This is a genomic window from Lysobacter sp. 05T417, from assembly GCF_056396405.1.
Genome location: NZ_JBFTLK010000001.1, coordinates 1 through 17,235, shown reverse-complemented (window position 1 = coordinate 17,235; position 17,235 = coordinate 1). Strand labels below are relative to the sequence as shown.

12 protein-coding genes and 1 pseudogene are annotated in these 17,235 nt (G+C 67.1%); 3 read left to right on the top strand and 10 right to left on the bottom strand.

What is annotated here, in order from left to right:
• Positions 1-4 precede the first annotated feature (4 nt).
• The 10 genes from AC1DER_RS00065 to AC1DER_RS00020 all read right to left on the bottom strand — a co-directional run bounded on the left by AC1DER_RS00065 (position 5) and on the right by AC1DER_RS00020 (position 13,265).
• The gene (locus AC1DER_RS00065) at positions 5-433 is read right to left on the bottom strand and encodes a VOC family protein (RefSeq protein ID WP_477245050.1); all 429 of its coding nucleotides are present in this window, start codon (positions 431-433) and stop codon (positions 5-7) included.
• 82 nt (positions 434-515) lie between these two features.
• A complete protein-coding gene (locus AC1DER_RS00060; protein ID WP_477245150.1) occupies positions 516-3,614 on the bottom strand; it encodes a discoidin domain-containing protein in 3,099 nt (1,032 codons plus the stop codon).
• Between the two features lie 32 nt (positions 3,615-3,646).
• Entirely contained in the window at positions 3,647-4,468 is an 822-nt protein-coding gene (locus AC1DER_RS00055) for a carbohydrate ABC transporter permease (RefSeq protein ID WP_477245048.1), read from the bottom strand.
• Between the two features lie 13 nt (positions 4,469-4,481).
• Positions 4,482-5,363 carry a carbohydrate ABC transporter permease gene (locus tag AC1DER_RS00050; protein WP_441814669.1) on the bottom strand — a complete coding sequence of 294 codons (882 nt, stop codon included), beginning with the start codon at positions 5,361-5,363 and terminating at the stop codon, positions 4,482-4,484.
• Positions 5,360-6,652, bottom strand: a complete 1,293-nt coding sequence (locus tag AC1DER_RS00045) for a sugar ABC transporter substrate-binding protein (RefSeq protein ID WP_477245046.1) — start codon at positions 6,650-6,652, stop codon at positions 5,360-5,362. The genes AC1DER_RS00050 and AC1DER_RS00045 overlap by 4 nt, the downstream gene beginning before the upstream one ends.
• Positions 6,653-6,683: 31 nt before the next feature.
• Complete coding sequence (locus AC1DER_RS00040) at positions 6,684-8,318, bottom strand: glucoamylase family protein (RefSeq protein WP_477245148.1); 1,635 nt, start codon at positions 8,316-8,318, stop codon at positions 6,684-6,686.
• A gap of 88 nt (positions 8,319-8,406) precedes the next feature.
• A complete protein-coding gene (locus tag AC1DER_RS00035) occupies positions 8,407-11,436 on the bottom strand; it encodes a TonB-dependent receptor (RefSeq protein ID WP_477245044.1) in 3,030 nt (1,009 codons plus the stop codon).
• 62 nt (positions 11,437-11,498) lie between these two features.
• Positions 11,499-12,506 carry a LacI family DNA-binding transcriptional regulator gene (locus AC1DER_RS00030; RefSeq protein ID WP_441814673.1) on the bottom strand — a complete coding sequence of 336 codons (1,008 nt, stop codon included), beginning with the start codon at positions 12,504-12,506 and terminating at the stop codon, positions 11,499-11,501.
• Between the two features lie 169 nt (positions 12,507-12,675).
• Positions 12,676-12,963, bottom strand: a complete 288-nt coding sequence (locus tag AC1DER_RS00025; protein WP_477245146.1) for a BolA family protein — start codon at positions 12,961-12,963, stop codon at positions 12,676-12,678.
• Between the two features lie 2 nt (positions 12,964-12,965).
• The gene (locus tag AC1DER_RS00020; protein ID WP_477245041.1) at positions 12,966-13,265 is read right to left on the bottom strand and encodes a YciI family protein; all 300 of its coding nucleotides are present in this window, start codon (positions 13,263-13,265) and stop codon (positions 12,966-12,968) included.
• Positions 13,266-13,627: 362 nt separating this feature from the next.
• Here AC1DER_RS00020 and AC1DER_RS00015 point away from each other — a divergent pair, with 362 nt between their 5' ends.
• The 3 genes and pseudogenes from AC1DER_RS00015 to AC1DER_RS00005 all read left to right on the top strand — a co-directional run.
• Positions 13,628-14,548: a segregation and condensation protein A gene (locus AC1DER_RS00015; protein ID WP_441814675.1), complete on the top strand. Its 921-nt coding sequence runs from the start codon at positions 13,628-13,630 to the stop codon at positions 14,546-14,548.
• 139 nt (positions 14,549-14,687) lie between these two features.
• Positions 14,688-15,611: pseudogene (gene scpB / locus AC1DER_RS00010) on the top strand (SMC-Scp complex subunit ScpB); the annotation flags it as partial.
• Positions 15,607-17,235 (top strand): pseudouridine synthase (locus AC1DER_RS00005; protein WP_477357519.1); only part of this gene is annotated, 1,629 nt, incomplete at its 3' end. The pseudogene scpB and the gene AC1DER_RS00005, both read left to right, overlap by 5 nt.

Here is a 17,235-nt window from a genome sequence, read left to right as displayed (position 1 = left end):
CGCGTCAGAACGTGACCTTCACCGAGTCCGCGCTGCGCTTTGCCTCGCCGTGGAAGACCGCCTCGATGTTGTTGCCGTCGGGATCGAGCACGAACGCGGCGTAGTAGCCCGGATGGTACTCGCGCTCGCCGGGCTTGCCGTTGTCCTTGCCGCCGCTGGCCAGGGCCGCCTTGTGGAACGCATCGACCGTCTCGCGGTCCTTCGCCTGGAACGCAAGGTGATGACGGCCCGTCAGCTTGCCCTGCGCCGCTTCGCTGTCCACGGTGGAGACGAACAGTTCGTCCGCCCAGAAATAGTCGTCGGCGGTCCCACCCATTGGCACGTCCAGCACGTCGAATACCGCGGTGTAGAACGCCTGGCTCGCGGGCAGATCACGCACCACCAGCTGGATGTGGTCGATCAGGCGACCGCGATGAAGTTCCATCGTTTCCATGTGCTCTCCTTGGGCACCCATGCAGGCGACCTAGATAGCGCAGCCACCGGCCAGACGTCGTCACGCGGCGTTGATGCCCGCCTCAGCGCGGCTGCGCGAGCCTGATATCGACCGTGGCGCCGGCGCGGTCGATGCGCAGCTCGCCGTCCTTCCACGTCGCCGGTCGTCCGTCGATGCGCGTGGCGCCAGGCGGCTGCGGGTACGGCCAGGTCAGCACGACACCGCCTGACGGCGGCGTCAGCCCTGGCGCGAGCTTGAAGACCACGCGTTCGCCGGACTGCCGGAGCGAGTAACCGAGCATTCCCACCGGCGTGCGCAGGTTTGCCACGCTGACACCCTCGCCCTGCAGCCAGTTGGGCGGTATGCCGGCGGCCACCACCAGTGCATCGTCGTCGCGGCTGTAGGCGAACATGTCCAGCGCCGAACGGACATAGTCCGAGGCGACCCAGGCGTGCGGCAGATCGCCAAGGAAGAAGGGTTTCCGCGGCGTGCGCGAGACCACTTCGGCCCACTGGTTCCAGGCGCGCGGTTGCTGGTCGGCAAAGAAGAAGTCCAGCGCCTCGTGCGCGCGCTCGCGCCATCCCAGGCGCACGAAGCTGCCGATCGTGCGCAGCTCGTAGGGTGTGTAGTCCTTCCATTCGCGGGTGCCGTCGCGGCGCGCGGCGAACTCGCGCCAGTAGCGCTCGAACGTGTTGTGCAGCTGGTCCTGCGGCAGGTTGGCCTGTTCGCCACCCGGAGCGAGCGCGATGGTAGTCGAGGTGGCGTCGAAGTCGCCCAGCTCGGCCGCGCCGGGCAGGAAGTCAATGCCGTGCTGCGAGGTTGCCGAGCGCAGCGATGCGTACAGGTCGCCGCGGAACTCGTCGCGCGCAGCGGCGAAGCGCGCGGCCTCCTCGTCGTGGCCGAGCCACTGCGCGATCTCCACCGCGTCCTTGTAGCCGCGCAGCGCCCAGAAGTTGTCCCAGTACGAGTGCATCGGCTTGGCCGAGTAGCCCTCGTGGCTGATCGAGGCCGGCATCATCCCGTAGAACGCCGGGTTGCGATCGCGATTGGCCTGCGTGCGCTCGCTCAGCCGCAGCTGGTCCATGTAGCGCACCGCGCCCTGCACATGTGGCCACATCGCTTCGAGCATGTCGCGATCGCGGGTGTAGCGGTAGACCTCGGCGACGGTGAAGATCAGTTCGCCATGGCTGTCGTTCTCCGGCACCGGATCGCTGCCGCGGTCGTCGACACAGCACGGCACCTTGCCGTTGTCGAACTGGTACGGCGCATACCAGCGCAGGAACTCCGTGGCCACGTCCTCGCGGCCCATGCGCAGCAGGCCTTCACCGATCATCGCGCCGTCGCGGATCCAGGCCCGCGAGTACGAGCGCGTGCCTGGCTGCAGCCGCGGTCCGATCCGGCTGATCAGCATGTGCGCCAGCGCGGTACGCAGCGTGTCGACGACGCGCCGGCCCTGCTGCGGTACACGCAGCTGCACGCGGTCGAGCTTGCCGCGCCACTGCACGGCGGCGCGCTGCTGCATGGCCTGGGCGTCGGCGGCGGTCAGCGCCGGCGGCAGGTCTCCGGTGAGCGGCGCGATCCAGTCGAGCTGGAAGGATGCGCCTGGTGCGAGCCGTACGGCGTGGTTCATCGCGCCACTGGCCAGGCCGCTCGGGTCTTCGACCGAGACCGGCGGCGAAACGCTTGTCTCCGCATCTTCTGCATCGAACGCCGTGGCGTATGCGCTGCTCGCCGGGCGCGACAACCGCAACCGCGCACGTCCGTCGACGGTCACCCGGTCCGCGTCGAGCGCCAAGGCATGGATCTGGCTGACGCCGCCCACGGTGTTGAGGAATTGCGTTGGCGGATTGACCTGCAGCGGCCGCATCCGCAATGCCAGCACATAGTCCTGCGTCTTGTTCGACGTGTTGACCAGCCGATAGCGCCCGACCAGCTGCGACTGCGGCTGCGCGCCCTGGGCGAAGGCGGTGATGTCGAGGCTGAAATCGGTGTGCCGCCAATGCACGGTCGGAATCGGCAGGTAGCCGTCCTGCAGCGACTGCGACGTTTCGACGCCCGCCCAATCGACGACGCCACCAGCGGTGGTTACCTGCGGCTCGACGCTGAAGCCGCCCTTGCCGATCTCGATCGCACCGTCTTCTCCGATCAGCCCCTGCTCCAGGCCGCCGTCGATGCCGAGGATGGTCCAGTAAGGCTGCTCGCCGCTGAAGCCGCGCGGCCAGGCGCCCCGGGGCGCCTGCGCGGCTACCGAGCGCACGAAGTCATTCGGGGCGGCTGCAAACGCGAGCGGCTGCACGGCGAACTCCGCCAGTGCGACCGTGGCCGTGGCCGCCTTCAGCGGCGTCAGTTGCAGATGGCGCGCCTCGGACTCGGGCAATGCCAGATAGTCGCTGCCGCCGTCGGCGCCGGTGACGTCGCGGGCCAGCCGCCAATGGCGGCCGTCATCGGACAGTTCGACGCGGTAGTCCGTGGCCGCCTGCCCGGGCAGCCAGCGCAGCACGACGCCGCCGAACTCGCGCATGCGCTGCAGGTCGAGCCGGAATTGCGGCGGGCGCGCCGGGTCGAGCGCCGCACGCCACGCCGTGTCCAGTCTGCCGTCGACGGCTCCGGCAGCCAGCGCGTCGTCGTTCGTGGCGCTGGCCCGCCCGAGCAAAGGCGTATCGTCCTGTGGCGGCAAGGTCCGCAGCGTCAGCTGGTCGAAACAGACCGAGCCCCTGCCACCTGCGCTGTTGTAGATCGTGAACTCGATGCGCCGGCTGTGACGCAGCGTCGGGTCCGGCGCAGGCCCCCAGGCGCGGGTGATATGCCGGCGCTTGTACTGCACCGGCGTCCACGTCGAAGGAAACGCGTAACGCGTGCGATTGACCCACCACACGTTGTCGCCGCTGTCGTCGACCAGCTTGAACTGCAGATCGTTGGCGGGTGAATCGCCGCGCAGCTGGAACGCGAACGCGTAGTTGTCCGGGTAGTCCAGCGGCAGTTCGCGGGTGATGCCCGCATAGCCGGACACGCCGTTGAAGTCGTAGTCCAGGCACAGCGCCTTGCCGGCCGTGCCTTCGACGCTGCGCAGCTTGCCGCTGACCTGGTCGCTGGTCACCACGGTCCAGGCGTCAGCCGATTGGAAACCGTCGAGCAGGCGGGGTGCATCCGTTGCCGATACCGCAGTCGGCAGGGCCGCCAGGACGGCGACGGCAACCGCGACCACCCACGCCCTCATCCCTTCACGCTCCCGACCAGCAGGCCCTGCAGGTAGTAGCGCTGCAACGCCAGGAACAGCACCAGCACCGGCAGCACCGTCACCACCGAGCCGGCCATCATCATCTCGTTGTCCTGCACGTGCTCGCGCGACAGCGTTGCCAGCGCGACCGGCAGCGTCTGCAGGTCCTTGTCGCTGAGCACGATCAGCGGCCACATGAAGTCGTTCCACGACGCCAGGAACACGAAGATCGCCAGCGTCACCAGGATCGGCTTGAGCACCGGCAGCACGATCTGGAAGAAGATCCGCACCTCGCCTGCCCCGTCGATCCGCGCCGCCTCCAGCAGCTCATCGGGGATCGACCGCGCGTACTGGCGCACCAGGAAGATGCCGAACACGGTAGCCATGCCCGGCACGATCGCACCGGCGTAGCTGTTGACCAGACCCAGCTGCTTGAGCATCAGGAACAGCGGCATCATCGTCACCTGCGCCGGGATCACCAGCGCCGCCAGCAGCACCCGGAAGATCCGCTCGCGGCCGGCAAAGCGCAGCTTGGCGAATGCGTAACCGGCCATGGTATTGAGCAGCACGCCGATCAGCGTGGCCAGCGTGGCGATCAGGAAACTGTTGAGCAGGTAGCGGCCCATGCCGGCGTGCGCGAACAGTTCGTGGTAGTTGTGCAGCGTCGCGCTGGCCGGCAGCAGCGGCGGCGGAAACTGGCTGGCCTCGCCCGGCTGCATGAACGACACCGACAGCATCCACAGCAGCGGCGCCAAGGCAATCACGCCCAGGGCGATCAGCAGGCCGTTGATGATGGCTTTGGCCAGGCGCGGGGTCATGGGCGTGGCCTGCTCACTCGGCACCCTTGCGTCGTGCGAACCAGAACATCGCGCTCGTCACCGCCGTCATCAGCGCGAACAGCATGAACGCCACCGCCGACGCATTGCCCAGGTTCCACCACTTGAAGCCCTCGTCGTACATCAGGTACAGCACGCTGACCGTGCTTTGCAGCGGCCCGCCCTGGGTCATGACGTAGGGCTCGGCGAACAGCTGGAAGTACCCGGACAGGGTCAGGATCGACACCAGCAGCAGCACCGGGCCGAGCATTGGCAGGGTTACGTGGCGGAACTGCCGCGCCGTCGACGCACCGTCGATGCGCGCCGCCTCGTACAGGTCCTCGGGAATCGACTGCAGGCCGGCGAGGAAGATGATCATGTTGTAGCCGAAGTTCTTCCACACGGCGAACAGGATGATCGTCGGCATCGCCCACTTCGGGTCGCCGAGCCAGTCGACCGCATCGATGCCGACCCACGACAGCACCCAGTTCACCAGCCCGTAGCCGGTATGGAACAGGTAGCGCCAGATGACCGCCATTGCCACCACCGTCGTCACCACCGGTGCGAAGTACGCGGTGCGGAACAACGGCTTGAACCGGGCCATGCGCGAATGCAGCAGCAAAGCGGCCGCCAGCGACACCGCGATCGACAGCGGCACGCCGACCACGACGAAGTACAGCGTGTTGCCCAGGGCCTTCCAGAACAGCGGGTTCTGCAGCAGCCCCAGATAGTTGCCCAGGCCGACAAAGCGCAGGTTGGCGATGTCTGACAGGGAGTAGATGTCGAAGTCGGTCAGGCTGAGAACGAACGCCGCCAGCACCGGCAGGCCGAAGAACACGCCGATCACCACCAGTGCCGGCCCGGCAAAGACCCAGCCCGCAGTGCCGGCGCGCATCATGGTGCGGCTCCGACGGTGTGGTGATCGAGCATCCAGCGGCGCTTCTCCAGGATGGCATCAGCGCGACGATCGAGCTCGGCAGCCGCCTCGTCCACGCTGACACGGCCATTGGCCAGCTGCTCGCCGACCAGTTTGATCTCGTTGGCGATGCGCTCCCATTCCGGCACCTTCGGCGCCGGTCGAGCACGTTCGAGCTGATCGCGGAAGGCGCGCGCATACACGTCGTTGGCCAGCGACGCCGCATTCCAGGCGCTGCGCCGTGGCGGCAGGTTGCCGGTCAGGGCGTGGAAACGCACCTGCACGTCCGGCTCCGACAGATAGGCAATCAGTTTCCACGAAGCATCCGGATGCTTCGACTTGCGGAACACCACGAAGCTGGCGCCGCCGGCGACCGAGGCGCCCGGCCCGTTCTCGCCTGGCAACGGCATCGTCATCCAGGTCGACTGCAACTGCGGCGGCAAGCGGTTACGGAACTCGGCGATGTTCCAGGGGCCATTGACGTAGAAGCTGAAGTAGCCGCGACCGAACTCGTTCCAGACGTTGGCGATCTGCGTATTGCTGGCCACCGGCGCCCAATGGTTGGTGAAGACTTCACGGTAGAAAGTCAGCGCCCGCTTGAACCCGGGGCTGCGGAAATTGCCATAGCGGCCATCGTCGCGCAGCAGCGGCTCGGGCGACTGGATGCCCAGGTTCAGCAGCGGCTCGGCCTCGTTGAGCGGGAAAAGCGCCGCGTAGCGGTTCGGGCCGACCTCGCGCTTGATCGCGGCCATCGCCAGTTTCCATTCCGCCCAGGTGCGCGGCGGCCGGGCGATGCCGGCCTTGGCGAGCAGGTCGCGGCGGTAGAACGGCAGGCGCGTCTCGACGTACCAGGGCACGGCGTAGACGGTGGCGCCGATCACGCCGGTGTCCCAAGCGCCCTGGAAATAGTCCGTCACCTGCAGCGTCGGCGTCGCGGCCAGGCGGGCGTCCAGCGGCGCCAGTGCATCGAGCAGCGAGAACTCCGACACCCAGGTGTTGCCGATCGCACCGACATCGGGCAGCGCATCGCCGGCGAACGCCGTCAGCAGTTTCTCGTGCGCGGAAATGATAGGAAGCTGCTGCAGTTCGACGCGGATGCCGGGGTTGCGCCGCTCGAACTCCGGAATCAGCTGCGCGACCACTTCGCCTTCGTAACCCATCGCCCAGAAGCGCACCACTTCGCGCCGGTCATTGTCGCGCTTGCACGACGACAGCAACGCGACGCCGGCGATAGCCGCCAGCGCGGCGATCGTTCGCAGCGTTGCGCGCATTCCCGGTCGCCCGAACGCGGTCACGGCATGCTCACTGCTGCTTGGCCGGCTTGGGCGCTGCTTCCGGCTTGGCCGCCGGCTGCGCGTCGTTCGCCTGCGCCGCGCGCGATTCGGCCTCGCCCAGCGCACGCGCCGTCGCCGCATCCGTTCCGGCCTTGGTCGGCGGCAGCGGCTGCGTGCTGACGGTGTCGCCCTGCGGCTCCAGCCATCCGCCCTTGAAGCCGGCCTTTTCCAGCCCGGCGCGGATGTAGGGGTTGCGTTTCATGACGTTCCAGACGAACTCGTTGCGGTAGTTGGCGATCATCGCAAGGATCGGGCCCTGGTCGATGCCAATGTAGTCGCTGGCCACCCAACCCTTGTCCGGCACCAGCCGCCCGGTCTTGAGCGGGATGTCGTAGCCGAAGCTGGGATTGAACGAGTCGAGGAAGCCATAGCTCGAATAGAGATAGTCGCCGTAGCGCTCGTGCAGCGCCACCGTGGTCGGGATCACGATTTCCGGGGCGAACGGCAGCGAACCGATCACCGCCGTCGGCGCCAGCGTGCCGTCGTCGAAGGTGTCGCGCAGGCCGGCGCCGCGCGCGGAGTAATGGCGGAACTGGCGCTGCTCGCCGCGATACTCCTGCAGGGTCTGCTGCGGGCCGTCGCTGGCGGTCAGGCCCCAGGTCTCGTGGCCGTAGTCCTCCCACTTCATCGGATTGGCGATGGCGTAGGCGCGCTGGGCGTAGGCGGCGCGGCGGCTGTTCTCGAAGTAGTCGATGCCGCGCTCGCGCGTGTAATCGTCCTGGATGCCGCGGAAATCGATCCAGACGTGGCTGTACTGGTGGCCGAACATCGGCCCGAACGCGAGGAACTCCTCGCCCTGGTAGACGCCCCAGACGTCGTTGTAGGTGCGCGTCCACACCGTCCAGGCATCGGCATCGACGGGATGGGTCGGCGACGCCAGCGCCAGCACGTACAGCATCATCGCTTCGTTGTAGCCGGTCCAGTCGTGCTTGATGAAGCCGCTCTCGGGGAACCAGCCCATCGAGATCAGCGGCTTGTTCTGCTGCAGCCAGGTCCAGTCGACGCGGCGGTAGAGCTGGTCGGCCAGCTCGCGGATCTGCTTCTCGCGCGCGTCGTCGCGGTCGTAGTAACTCTGCGCGAACAGAACGCCCATCATCAGCAGCGCGGTGTCGACGCTGGAGAGCTCCACCCAGCTCTGGTAGCGGTGGCCGGTGTCCATGTCGAGAAAGTGGTAGTAGAAGCCCTGGTAGGCGCCCTTGCCGGTGTCCTGCGGGCCCGACTGCATGTCGTGGAAGAACTTCAGCGTGGTCAGCGTGCGATCCACCGCCTGGTTGCGATTGATCCAGCCGTTCTCCACGCCAATGGGATAGGCCGTCAGCGCGAAGCCGACCGAAGCGATGCTGGCGAACGGCCGCGACGGGTAGCGGTCCGGGGTGAGGCCGTTCTTCTCGTTGGTGGTATCCCAGAAGAACTGGAACGTGCGCTTCTCGATGTCCCCGAACAGCGGCGGCAGCTCAAGCTTGGTCGGCTTGAGCGGCTCCACTTCCACCGGCGGCGCCGAGGCCACCGGGTAGGTCTGGGAGGCTGGCGTAGTGTCCTTCCCGCACCCTGCGAGGAAAACCAGCAGGGCCAGTGCCAGTACCGGCTTCCATTTGTGTTGCATCACGTTGCCAATGGTCGAAAAAAGGTGAATCCGATCCCGCGGGGGCCGACGGACGCCGGCGCCGGCCGCGGGGACTACCAGGACAGTCCTACCAGGACAGGCCGAACGACAGTTTGAACGAGCGCGTGGGCAGCGTGATCTCGTCGGTATGGTCGCCATACACGGGGTTGATGGTTCCGTCGACGCCCTTGAAATTCTGGAACGCCGACCAGTTCTGCGCGTTGGTGATGTTGAAGATGTCACCCCTGACCATGTACTTCAAGCCGGCCCCGGTATCGAACTCCTTCTGCACCGCGATGTCCCACTGGTAGAAGTTGGCATCGGCGAAGTACACCGAATCGACACGGCCGAAGGAACAGTTGTCCATGGTCGGGTCCGGAGTCGGCGTGGTGCAATCGAGCGTGTCCTTGGCCACCGAGCTGCTGTAGGTGATCTTGGTGGAGAACGTGAATCCCCAGCGCTGGTAGATGCCGGTACCGACGAAACGGTGCTTGGGCACGCCAACCGACGCGACCCACGGGTGGTCACGCAGGCTCTCGTAGTCGAAGACGTAATGCTCGTCGGTGTTGGCAGCGTTGGCGCGGTTCTCCTCGCCATCGGAATAGGTGTAGGCCAGCGTGACGCCCCACGGCGACTCGTGGGTGAGGGGCTTCTCGGCCCATAGCAGCAACTGGTTGAGGTCCGTCTCCACGCCATTGTCGGCCTTGATCAGCGTGCCGAATCCCGGGATCGGCTCGCCGAAGGGCGCTCCGCCGAAGGTCCGGCCGGCACCGTAGAACGTGCCGTCGTCGTAGCGGTTGCCCAGGGTGAAGATGATGCCGTCGTGGCTCTCGATGTGGACGATGGTCGCCGAGGTATTCCAGTCGACGTTGCCGAAGGTCAGCGTGTTGCGCATGCCGAGGCTGAACTGATCGGAATACGGGACCTTGAGGTCGTTGTTGATCATGTTCACCTCCGCGCCCCGGTCGGGGTCGGCGGCAACCAGGGCGTACAACTCCTGCTGGTTGAGGAAGCGGGGATCCCAGTTGAAGCAGTTGACGTTGTCGACCGTACAAGTGTTGCCCGGGGTATTGAACAGCAGCGTGTAGGACGGGAACGTGCTCTTGGACTGCTCCAGCGCGAGGTAGTCGAACAGGTTGCGATCGTAAGCGCGCCCGGCGCCGCCGAAGATCACGTGGCGCTGGTCGGCAAACAGGTCATAGGAGAAGCCAACGCGGGGCTGCCAGGCATCCTTGAACGCATCGCGGTTGTTGCCGGTGCTGATGTAGTCCTCGATGTCGTAGCCCACGCCCGGTTGATGGATGTTGCTCCAGCCACGCAGCGCCGTGACCAGCTCCGGTGGCGTCACGTAATCCTCGTAGCTTGGCGTCTTCTCGTAGTCGTAGCGCAGGCCGAGGTTGATGATCAGCTTGTCGTTGATCTCCCAGTCGTCCTGGAAATAGATGCCGTACTGCTTGTTGCTTGAAGTGATGTCGCGGTCGCCGACGCCCGGCAACGGCGCGCCGAAGCGCACCTGGTAGGGCTGGAAGGTTGCCAGCGACGAGTTGCCCAGGAAGAAGACGTTGGCCGGATAGTTGATCGAGTACTGCGCGTTGATCGGCTGCTGCTCGAACGAATTGATGTCGACCGACTTGTACTTGAAGCCCGCCTTGAAGGTGTGCCCGTCCAGGCCGGTATAGGTCAGGTCATCCTGGAAGCCCCAGCCGTCCTGGCCCTTGTCCTGGAAATCCTGGCCACCGCCGACGTTGAGCACGGTGCCGCGCTGCGAGTTCTGGATGATGTAGCCCGGGGCCAGCACGATCGCGCGCGGATTGAACTCCTCCTCCTCATGCGTGATGTGCATGTCGTTGAGCCAGTCGGCATTGCTCCACTGGTAACGCAGGTCGATGCGGGTGCTGTCGTTGTTGTTGGTCTTGCCGTAGCTGTTGGTGTTGAGGCCACCCAGGTCGGTGATCTCCGACTCCTTGCGGTCCTTTGCGCTGAGCTCGACCAGGTTGTTGTCGTTGACCTGCCAGGTCAGTTTTCCGAACCACAGGTCCTCGTTGAACGGCTCGGACGTCGGACCGGTCAGCGCCAGCAGTTCCGGCGTCAGGGTGAATCCGGGGTCGAGCGAGCCGGGCGCGATGGTGTCGGGTGTCTCGAACTCCTTGCCTTCGTAGGTCACGAAGAAGAACAGGCGGTCGCGGATGATCGGACCTCCGAAGGCCGCGCCGTACTGGTCCTCACCCGACGGGCTCTTGCCGGTGCCGGCGCGCTCCTCGGCCGGCGTCTGTTCGCGCCATTCGGGGATATTGGCCCGGTCCCAGAAGAAGTTGCCGTGGAAGTCGTTGGTGCCCGACTTGGTCACCGCAGTCACCGCGGCACTGCTGATCTGGTCGTACTCGGCCTTGTAGTTGGACGTGATGACCTTGTACTCGCCGATTGCCAGCTGCGGGAACGGGTTGCCCTTGCTCTGGTCCTGGCCGCCGATGCCGCCCTTGAGCACGTAGTTCTTCTGGCCGACGCCGTCGATGAACACGTTGATGCCATTGGAACTTTGCGCGCCGCTGCGCAGCTGGGTCGTGCCGTTGCCGCGGCGGTCGAAGATCATGCCCGGCACGATGTCGGCGAAGGCAAGGAAGTTGCGCGAGGCCTGCGGCAACGATTCGATCTGCACCTGCGATACGTAGGTCGCGACTTCGGGTGTCTTGGTCTCGACCATGGCCGATGCCGTCACGGTGACGGTGTCGACGGTCGTTGCAGGCCCACCCGGGGCCGTCTCCGCGACGCCGCCGGTGGCGAGGTTCAGCGTGGCGACCTGCCCCACCTGCACCACGATCGTGCGCGACACCGTCTGCCCGTTGGCGACCGCATCGATGCGGTACGTGCCGGGCGGCAGGCCGCCGATGTTGTAGCTGCCGTTGCTGGCCTGGACCTTGCGCGTCAGACCGGTGGCGGTGTTGGTGGCGGTGACTTCGGCCTGGCCAGCAGGCGCGGAATCCACCGTGACCTGACCGCGGACGGTGGCGGCGGTGCTCTGCGCCAGCGCTGCAGGCGCCGACACGGCCAGGCAACTGGCGAGCGCACAGGCCAGCAGCCGCGGCATCGGTACACGGCGAACGTTCGCTTCAAGCTTCATATGCTTTCCCTCTCAAGAAGCATGGAATCGTTGCTTTGCGTGAATTCGTTGCAGGCCGTGAGTCAGATGTTGGCCAGGCTCGACTCCCGCACGATCAGTTCCGTAGGCAGCGCCACCGGCGTCGAATCGGCAACCGTCTCGCCGGCCACGCGCGCCATCAGTTCACGTGCGGCGCGCGCGCCCAGTTCAGCGATGTTGACCCGCATCGTGGTCAGGGTCGGGTGCACGTAGCGTGCAAGCGGAATGTCGTCGAAGCCGGCCAGGGCGATGTCCTGCGGCACGCGAACGCCGGCCTGGGCGAACGCGAACAGGCAGCCCAACGCCATCATGTCGTTGGCGGCGAAGACCGCATCGGGGCGTTGCGCGGCGGCCAGCAGTTCGCGACCGGCACGGTGCCCGGACGCCTCGTCGAATCCGCCCTGCAACACCCACGGCTGCGCATCGGGCAGCAGTCGCGCCAGCGCATCACGGTAGCCGCGCAATCGCTCGTGCGCGTCGAAGTTGTCCTGCGGGCCGGCGATGAAGGCGATGCGTCGATGGCCGCGGTCGGCCAGGTGGCGAACCATCGCCAACGCGCCGCCGTGGTTGTCGACGCCGATCACCGCCGTTCCGTCGAGGCCGGCCTGGCTGTTGATCAGCACCGCCGGCAGCGACGGTTCCAGGTGTTCACTCAGGATCGTCGGCGCGGCGACATAGGGCGACATCACCAGCAGGCCGTCGACCCGGCCGCGCATGGCGCGCAGGGCCGCGCCCTGCTCGTCCGGATTGCCGTGGTAGCTCGAGACCAGCAGGTGCAGTCGCGCCGCGCGCGCCACCTGGTCGATGCCGCGCATCAGCTCCGAGAAGAATTCGCCGTGCAGGTCCGGCAGCACCACGCCCAGCGTCTGGGTGCGGCGGCTGCTGAGGCTGCGGGCGGCGGCATGCGGCGTGTAGCGCAGCTCGTTGGCCGCGGCCAGCACCCGGTTGCGAACCTCCTCGGCGACGTTGCCGTGGCCGTTGAGCGCCCGGGACACGGTGGCCACCGATACCTGGGCCACGCGTGCGACATCCTTGATGGTTACGCTCGCCAAGATTCATGGCTCCGCGATTGATGCGGGGCCGACTGTAAACGTTTACAAGCGCAAGTGTAAAGCGATTGTTATGCAACCTGTGACATTGCCTAAGAAGACCGTCCCAGAAGGCTTTGCGTGCTCGATAAAATGCTGCGCCGCGGCATCCACGAACGCATGCCAGGACGGGTCAGGCCGCCTGTTCCGGCGTCCTGGCGCGGATTGCCAGGGCGTGGATGTCGGTCTCCATCAGGCCGCCCATTGCCGCGTACACCGCCCGGTGGCGGGCGATCGGGCTCAACCCGGCGAAGGCCTGGCTGACGATGTCGACACTGAAATGGCCGCGGCCGTCGGCTGCCCCGACGTGGCCGGCATGACGATGGCTGTCGTCGGCGACCTCCAGCGACAGGGGCGACAGCGCCGCCTCCAGGGCGGCGCGGATGGCCGCGACCCGCTGCTCGCGGGGCAGCGCGGCGATGGTCACGGCAGCACCTTGCGGAACGGTCGCACCTCGACCCGCTGATAGACGCCGGCGGCGACATAGGGGTCGGCATCGGCCCAGGCGCGGGCGGCCACCAGCGATTCGAACTCGGCGATGACGACGCTGCCGCTGAATCCGGCCGGACCCGGGTCCTCGGCGTCGATGGCCGGGCATGGCCCGGCCAGCAGCAGCCGGCCCTGGTCACGCAGCGCGGTCAGCCGCGCCAGATGCACCGGCCGGGCCTGCAGGCGCTGGGCGAGCACTTCGGAACCGTCATATCCTTCAATCACGTACCACATGGGTCGGCCGTCCTGATCTGGGCTGCATGAATTGTAGCCACTGCCGGCCTCCGGGCCGCTGGACACGGCCAAAGCGAGGCCGTACCCTAGCTTCCACAGCCCAAGGCCGGATGCAGCGGCCGTCGCGACTGGCTCCCCACACCGTCGCCACGCTCGCACCCACAGTGGTGCGCCGCTGCCCCCAACGGCCTGCGCCCGTACCCTAAACGTCTTTCGCCGCCACGCCCCCGCTTGGTGCGCAGGTCGTAGCCGTTCGGGCTCAGCACCGACTTCAAGCAGTCCGTTGCACCCATTGGTGGCCTCATCAGGCCGCCAGCACCGAAGCGATAGCAGTGCCCACGGCCCGGAGGGGCCGGTTCCGAATGACCGAAGAACGCGCAGCCGACGCGAGCGACCCGCAGATCGTGGTCGCCCAGTCCCAGGCTCCCACGCACCCGCAGCAGCAGGAAATGCCGCTGGCGGTGGTGCATGGCCAGCCGGTGCTGCAGATCCCGCAGGACCTGTACATCCCGCCGGACGCCCTGGAGATCATCCTGGACGCGTTCGAAGGACCGCTCGACCTGCTGCTGTACCTGATCCGCCGGCAGAACCTGGACATCCTCGACATACCCGTGGCGGACATCACCCGCCAGTACGTCGCCTACATCCAGGCCATGCACGAGATGCGCTTCGAGCTGGCCGCCGATTACCTGGTCATGGCCGCGATGCTGGCCGAGATCAAGTCGCGCATGCTGCTGCCGCGCGCGGTCGCCGAGGAAGGCGAGGAAGACGACCCGCGCGCCGACCTGGTGCGCAGGCTGCAGGAGTACGAACGCTTCAAGAAGGCCGCCGAAGACATCGACTCCCTGCCCCGTCAGGATCGCGACACGGCGCCGGTGCAGGCCTTCGTGCCCGACCGCGCCTCGGTCCGCCTGCCGCCGCCGGTGGAGCTCAAGGAGATGCTGCTGGCGCTGCACGACGTGTTCAAGCGCGCCGAACTGTTCACCCAGCACGCGATCAGGCGCGATGCACTCAGTGTCCGCCAGCGCATGGGCGAACTGCTGGAACGACTCAAGGACGGCAGCTTCTACCGCTTCGAGTCGCTGTTCACCGCCGAGGAAGGAAAGCTCGGCGTGGTGGTGACCTTCCTGGGCCTGCTGACGCTGGCCAAGGAGCAACTGGTCGAGATCGTGCAGGACGCGCCGTTCGCACCGATCTACGTCAAGTCGCTGGCGCTGCTGAAGGACGGGGAAGAGATCGAGTTGAGCAGCGAATTCGACGAACCGGCTGCGAACGACGATTGACGTCCGGGTTTGAGGTTTTGATCGTCATCCCCGCGAAGGCGGGGACCCAGCGCCTTCGAGCGGTGGCAAGCAAAGACACTGGGTTCCCGCCTTCGCGGGAATGACGGGTAACAAGGGCCCCACAGAGCAATTACTCCGCATGGATCAACAGCTAGTCATCCGAATCGTGGAAGCCGCCCTGCTGGCCTCCAACCAGCCGGTCACGCTGGCCCAGTTGCAGGCGCTGTTCCCCGAGGACCAGCCGGCGCCGGCCGACAGCGTCGAACAGGCGCTCGAAGCGCTGCGCGCGGGCGACGAGAACCGCGGCGTGGAACTGGTCGAGGTCGCCTCCGGCTTCCGCTTCCAGGTCAAGGCCGACGTCCACCCCTGGGTGGCCCGCTTGTGGACCGAACGCCAGACCCGCTACACCCGCGCCACCCTCGAGACCCTGGCGCTGATCGCCTACCGCCAGCCGATCACGCGCGGCGAGATCGAGCAGGTCCGCGGCGTGGCGGTCAACAGCAACATCATCAAGGCTCTGGAAGAGCGCGAGTGGATCCGCGTGGTTGGCCACCGCGACGTGCCCGGCAAGCCGGCACTGTTCGGTACCACGCGTGGCTTCCTCGACTATTTCGGCCTCAAGCGACTGGACGAGTTGCCGCCGCTGTCGGAACTCAAGGACATCGGCGAGCTGGAACCGCAGCTGCAGTTCGATGGCGCGCCGCCGGCGATCGCGGCCGGCGGGATTGCCGATCATGTCGACGACCACGTCGGCGATGACATCGGCGCGGACGAGGCCTCCAACTCCGACCTCGACATGGACGCAGCACACGGCGACGACGATCTGGCTGAAGAGCCCGGTGAGGCCGCCATCGAAACAACCGAAGTCGGCAGTGAAGTCGCCGACCTCGAAGATTCCAACGAACAAGACACCGCCCCCATGGGCACCCCCGATGCCGCGCCGGGAATGCGCGCGGCGGACGTGAACGATCCCGAGCAAGACATACACGCCGTCGAGACGACGACCGTTCCGGAAGACACAGACGAGGCCGAGATGGCCGAGTCGGAGCAATACAGACATGACTGAAGAAAAGAGCCGCAAGCTCACCCTCAAGCGCATCACCGACACCACCGGCGAAGCGCCGCGGCTGGAAGAGCGCCTGCACAAGGTCCTGGCCCAGGCCGGCCTGGGCTCGCGCCGGGCGCTGGAACAGCGCATCGCCGACGGCCTGGTGAAGGTCAACGGTGAGACCGCGCAGGTCGGGATGAGCGTCAAGAGCGGCGACAAGATCGAGCTCGACGGACGCCAGTTCGTCGCCAGCGCGCTGACCGATCCCTCGCGCGTGCTGATGTACAACAAGCCCGAAGGCGAAGTCACCACGCGTGAAGACCCCGAAGGTCGTCCGACCATTTTCGAGGCCCTGCCCGCCCTCAAGGGCGCGCGCTGGATCGCGATCGGCCGCCTCGACATCAACACCACCGGCCTGCTTCTGCTGAGCACCGACGGTGAACTCGCCAACGCGCTGATGCACCCGTCGTTCGAAGTCGAACGCGAGTACGTCTGCCGCGTGCGCGCGCCGGAAGGCCAGGACGTGGTTCCCGACAACATCGTCGACCGCCTCGCCCGTGGCGTCGCACTGGAAGACGGTCCGGCCAAGTTCGACGAGATCGAACGCATCGGCGGCACCGATTCGCACGACTGGTTCCGCGTCGTGGTCAAGGAAGGCCGCAACCGCGAAGTGCGCCGCCTGTGGGAATCGCAGGGTTGCCAGGTCAGCCGCCTCAAGCGCGTGCGCTACGGCGACGTCGCGCTGCCGCGCGAGCTGCTGCGTGGCCAGTCGCGTGAACTCGCGTCGGATGCGGTCGAAGCGCTGCGCGGCAAGCTCGGCCTCGAGGACGGCGCGCCGTCGTCGCTGACGCTGCAGCCGGTCATCGGCCAGCGCAAGGCGACCAAGGCCACCATCGACCTCACCGGTCGCGCCCGTTCCAATGGCTATGTCGGCGGCCACAACACCGCCGATGAAGGCCGCGAGCTGCGTCGCTTCGACCACGTCCGCGAGGATCGCGGCGGTCGTGGCCGCGGCGGTCCGCGCAAGCACGGCGGCCTGACGGTCAGCGGCGAAGCCGCAGCGAACCAGTCGCAGAAGCCGTTCAAGCAGCGCAAGGAAAAGGGTCCCAAGCCGTTGCCCGATGGCAATCCGGCCGCGTTCCGCACCTGGTACGTGCCGGACGGTGTCAGCACCGGTCCGAGTGGACATCGCAATCCCGACGGTCGCGGCAAGGGTCCCGGCCAGGGTCGCCCGCAGGGCGGTCGCCCCGGCGGCGGCGGTGGCCGTCCAGGTGGCGGTGGCCGTCCGGGTGGCGGTGCAGGCGGCTACGGCGGCGAGCGTTCCGGTGGCTTCGGCGGCGAAGGCCGCGGCGGCTTCGGCGAGCGCGGCCCGCGTCGCGAAGGCGGCGGTGGCGGCGGCCAGGGTCAAGGCCAGGGTCAGCGCAGCTCGCGTCCGTACGGGCATCCGGGCAACGCCCCGAGCTTCCCGTCCGACCACGCCAATCCGGGCAGCTTCAATCCGTACGGCGACAAGCCGCGCGCCCCGCGTCCGGCTGGCGGTCGCCCCGGTGGCGGTGGTCGCCCGGGTGGCGGTGGTCCGGGTGGTCCCGGCGGTCGTCCCGGCGGCGGCGCACGTCCCGGCGGCGCAGGCCGTCCGGCC

Coding starts and splice junctions, on each gene's coding strand:
- AC1DER_RS00065 (WP_477245050.1), bottom strand. CDS start 433: ATGGAAACGATGGAACTTCATCGCGGTCGCCTGATCGACCACATCCAG.
- AC1DER_RS00055 (WP_477245048.1), bottom strand. CDS start 4,468: ATGACCCCGCGCCTGGCCAAAGCCATCATCAACGGCCTGCTGATCGCC.
- AC1DER_RS00050 (WP_441814669.1), bottom strand. CDS start 5,363: ATGATGCGCGCCGGCACTGCGGGCTGGGTCTTTGCCGGGCCGGCACTG.
- AC1DER_RS00045 (WP_477245046.1), bottom strand. CDS start 6,652: ATGCGCGCAACGCTGCGAACGATCGCCGCGCTGGCGGCTATCGCCGGC.
- AC1DER_RS00040 (WP_477245148.1), bottom strand. CDS start 8,318: ATGCAACACAAATGGAAGCCGGTACTGGCACTGGCCCTGCTGGTTTTC.
- AC1DER_RS00035 (WP_477245044.1), bottom strand. CDS start 11,436: ATGAAGCTTGAAGCGAACGTTCGCCGTGTACCGATGCCGCGGCTGCTG.
- AC1DER_RS00020 (WP_477245041.1), bottom strand. CDS start 13,265: ATGTGGTACGTGATTGAAGGATATGACGGTTCCGAAGTGCTCGCCCAG.
- AC1DER_RS00015 (WP_441814675.1), top strand. CDS start 13,628: ATGACCGAAGAACGCGCAGCCGACGCGAGCGACCCGCAGATCGTGGTC.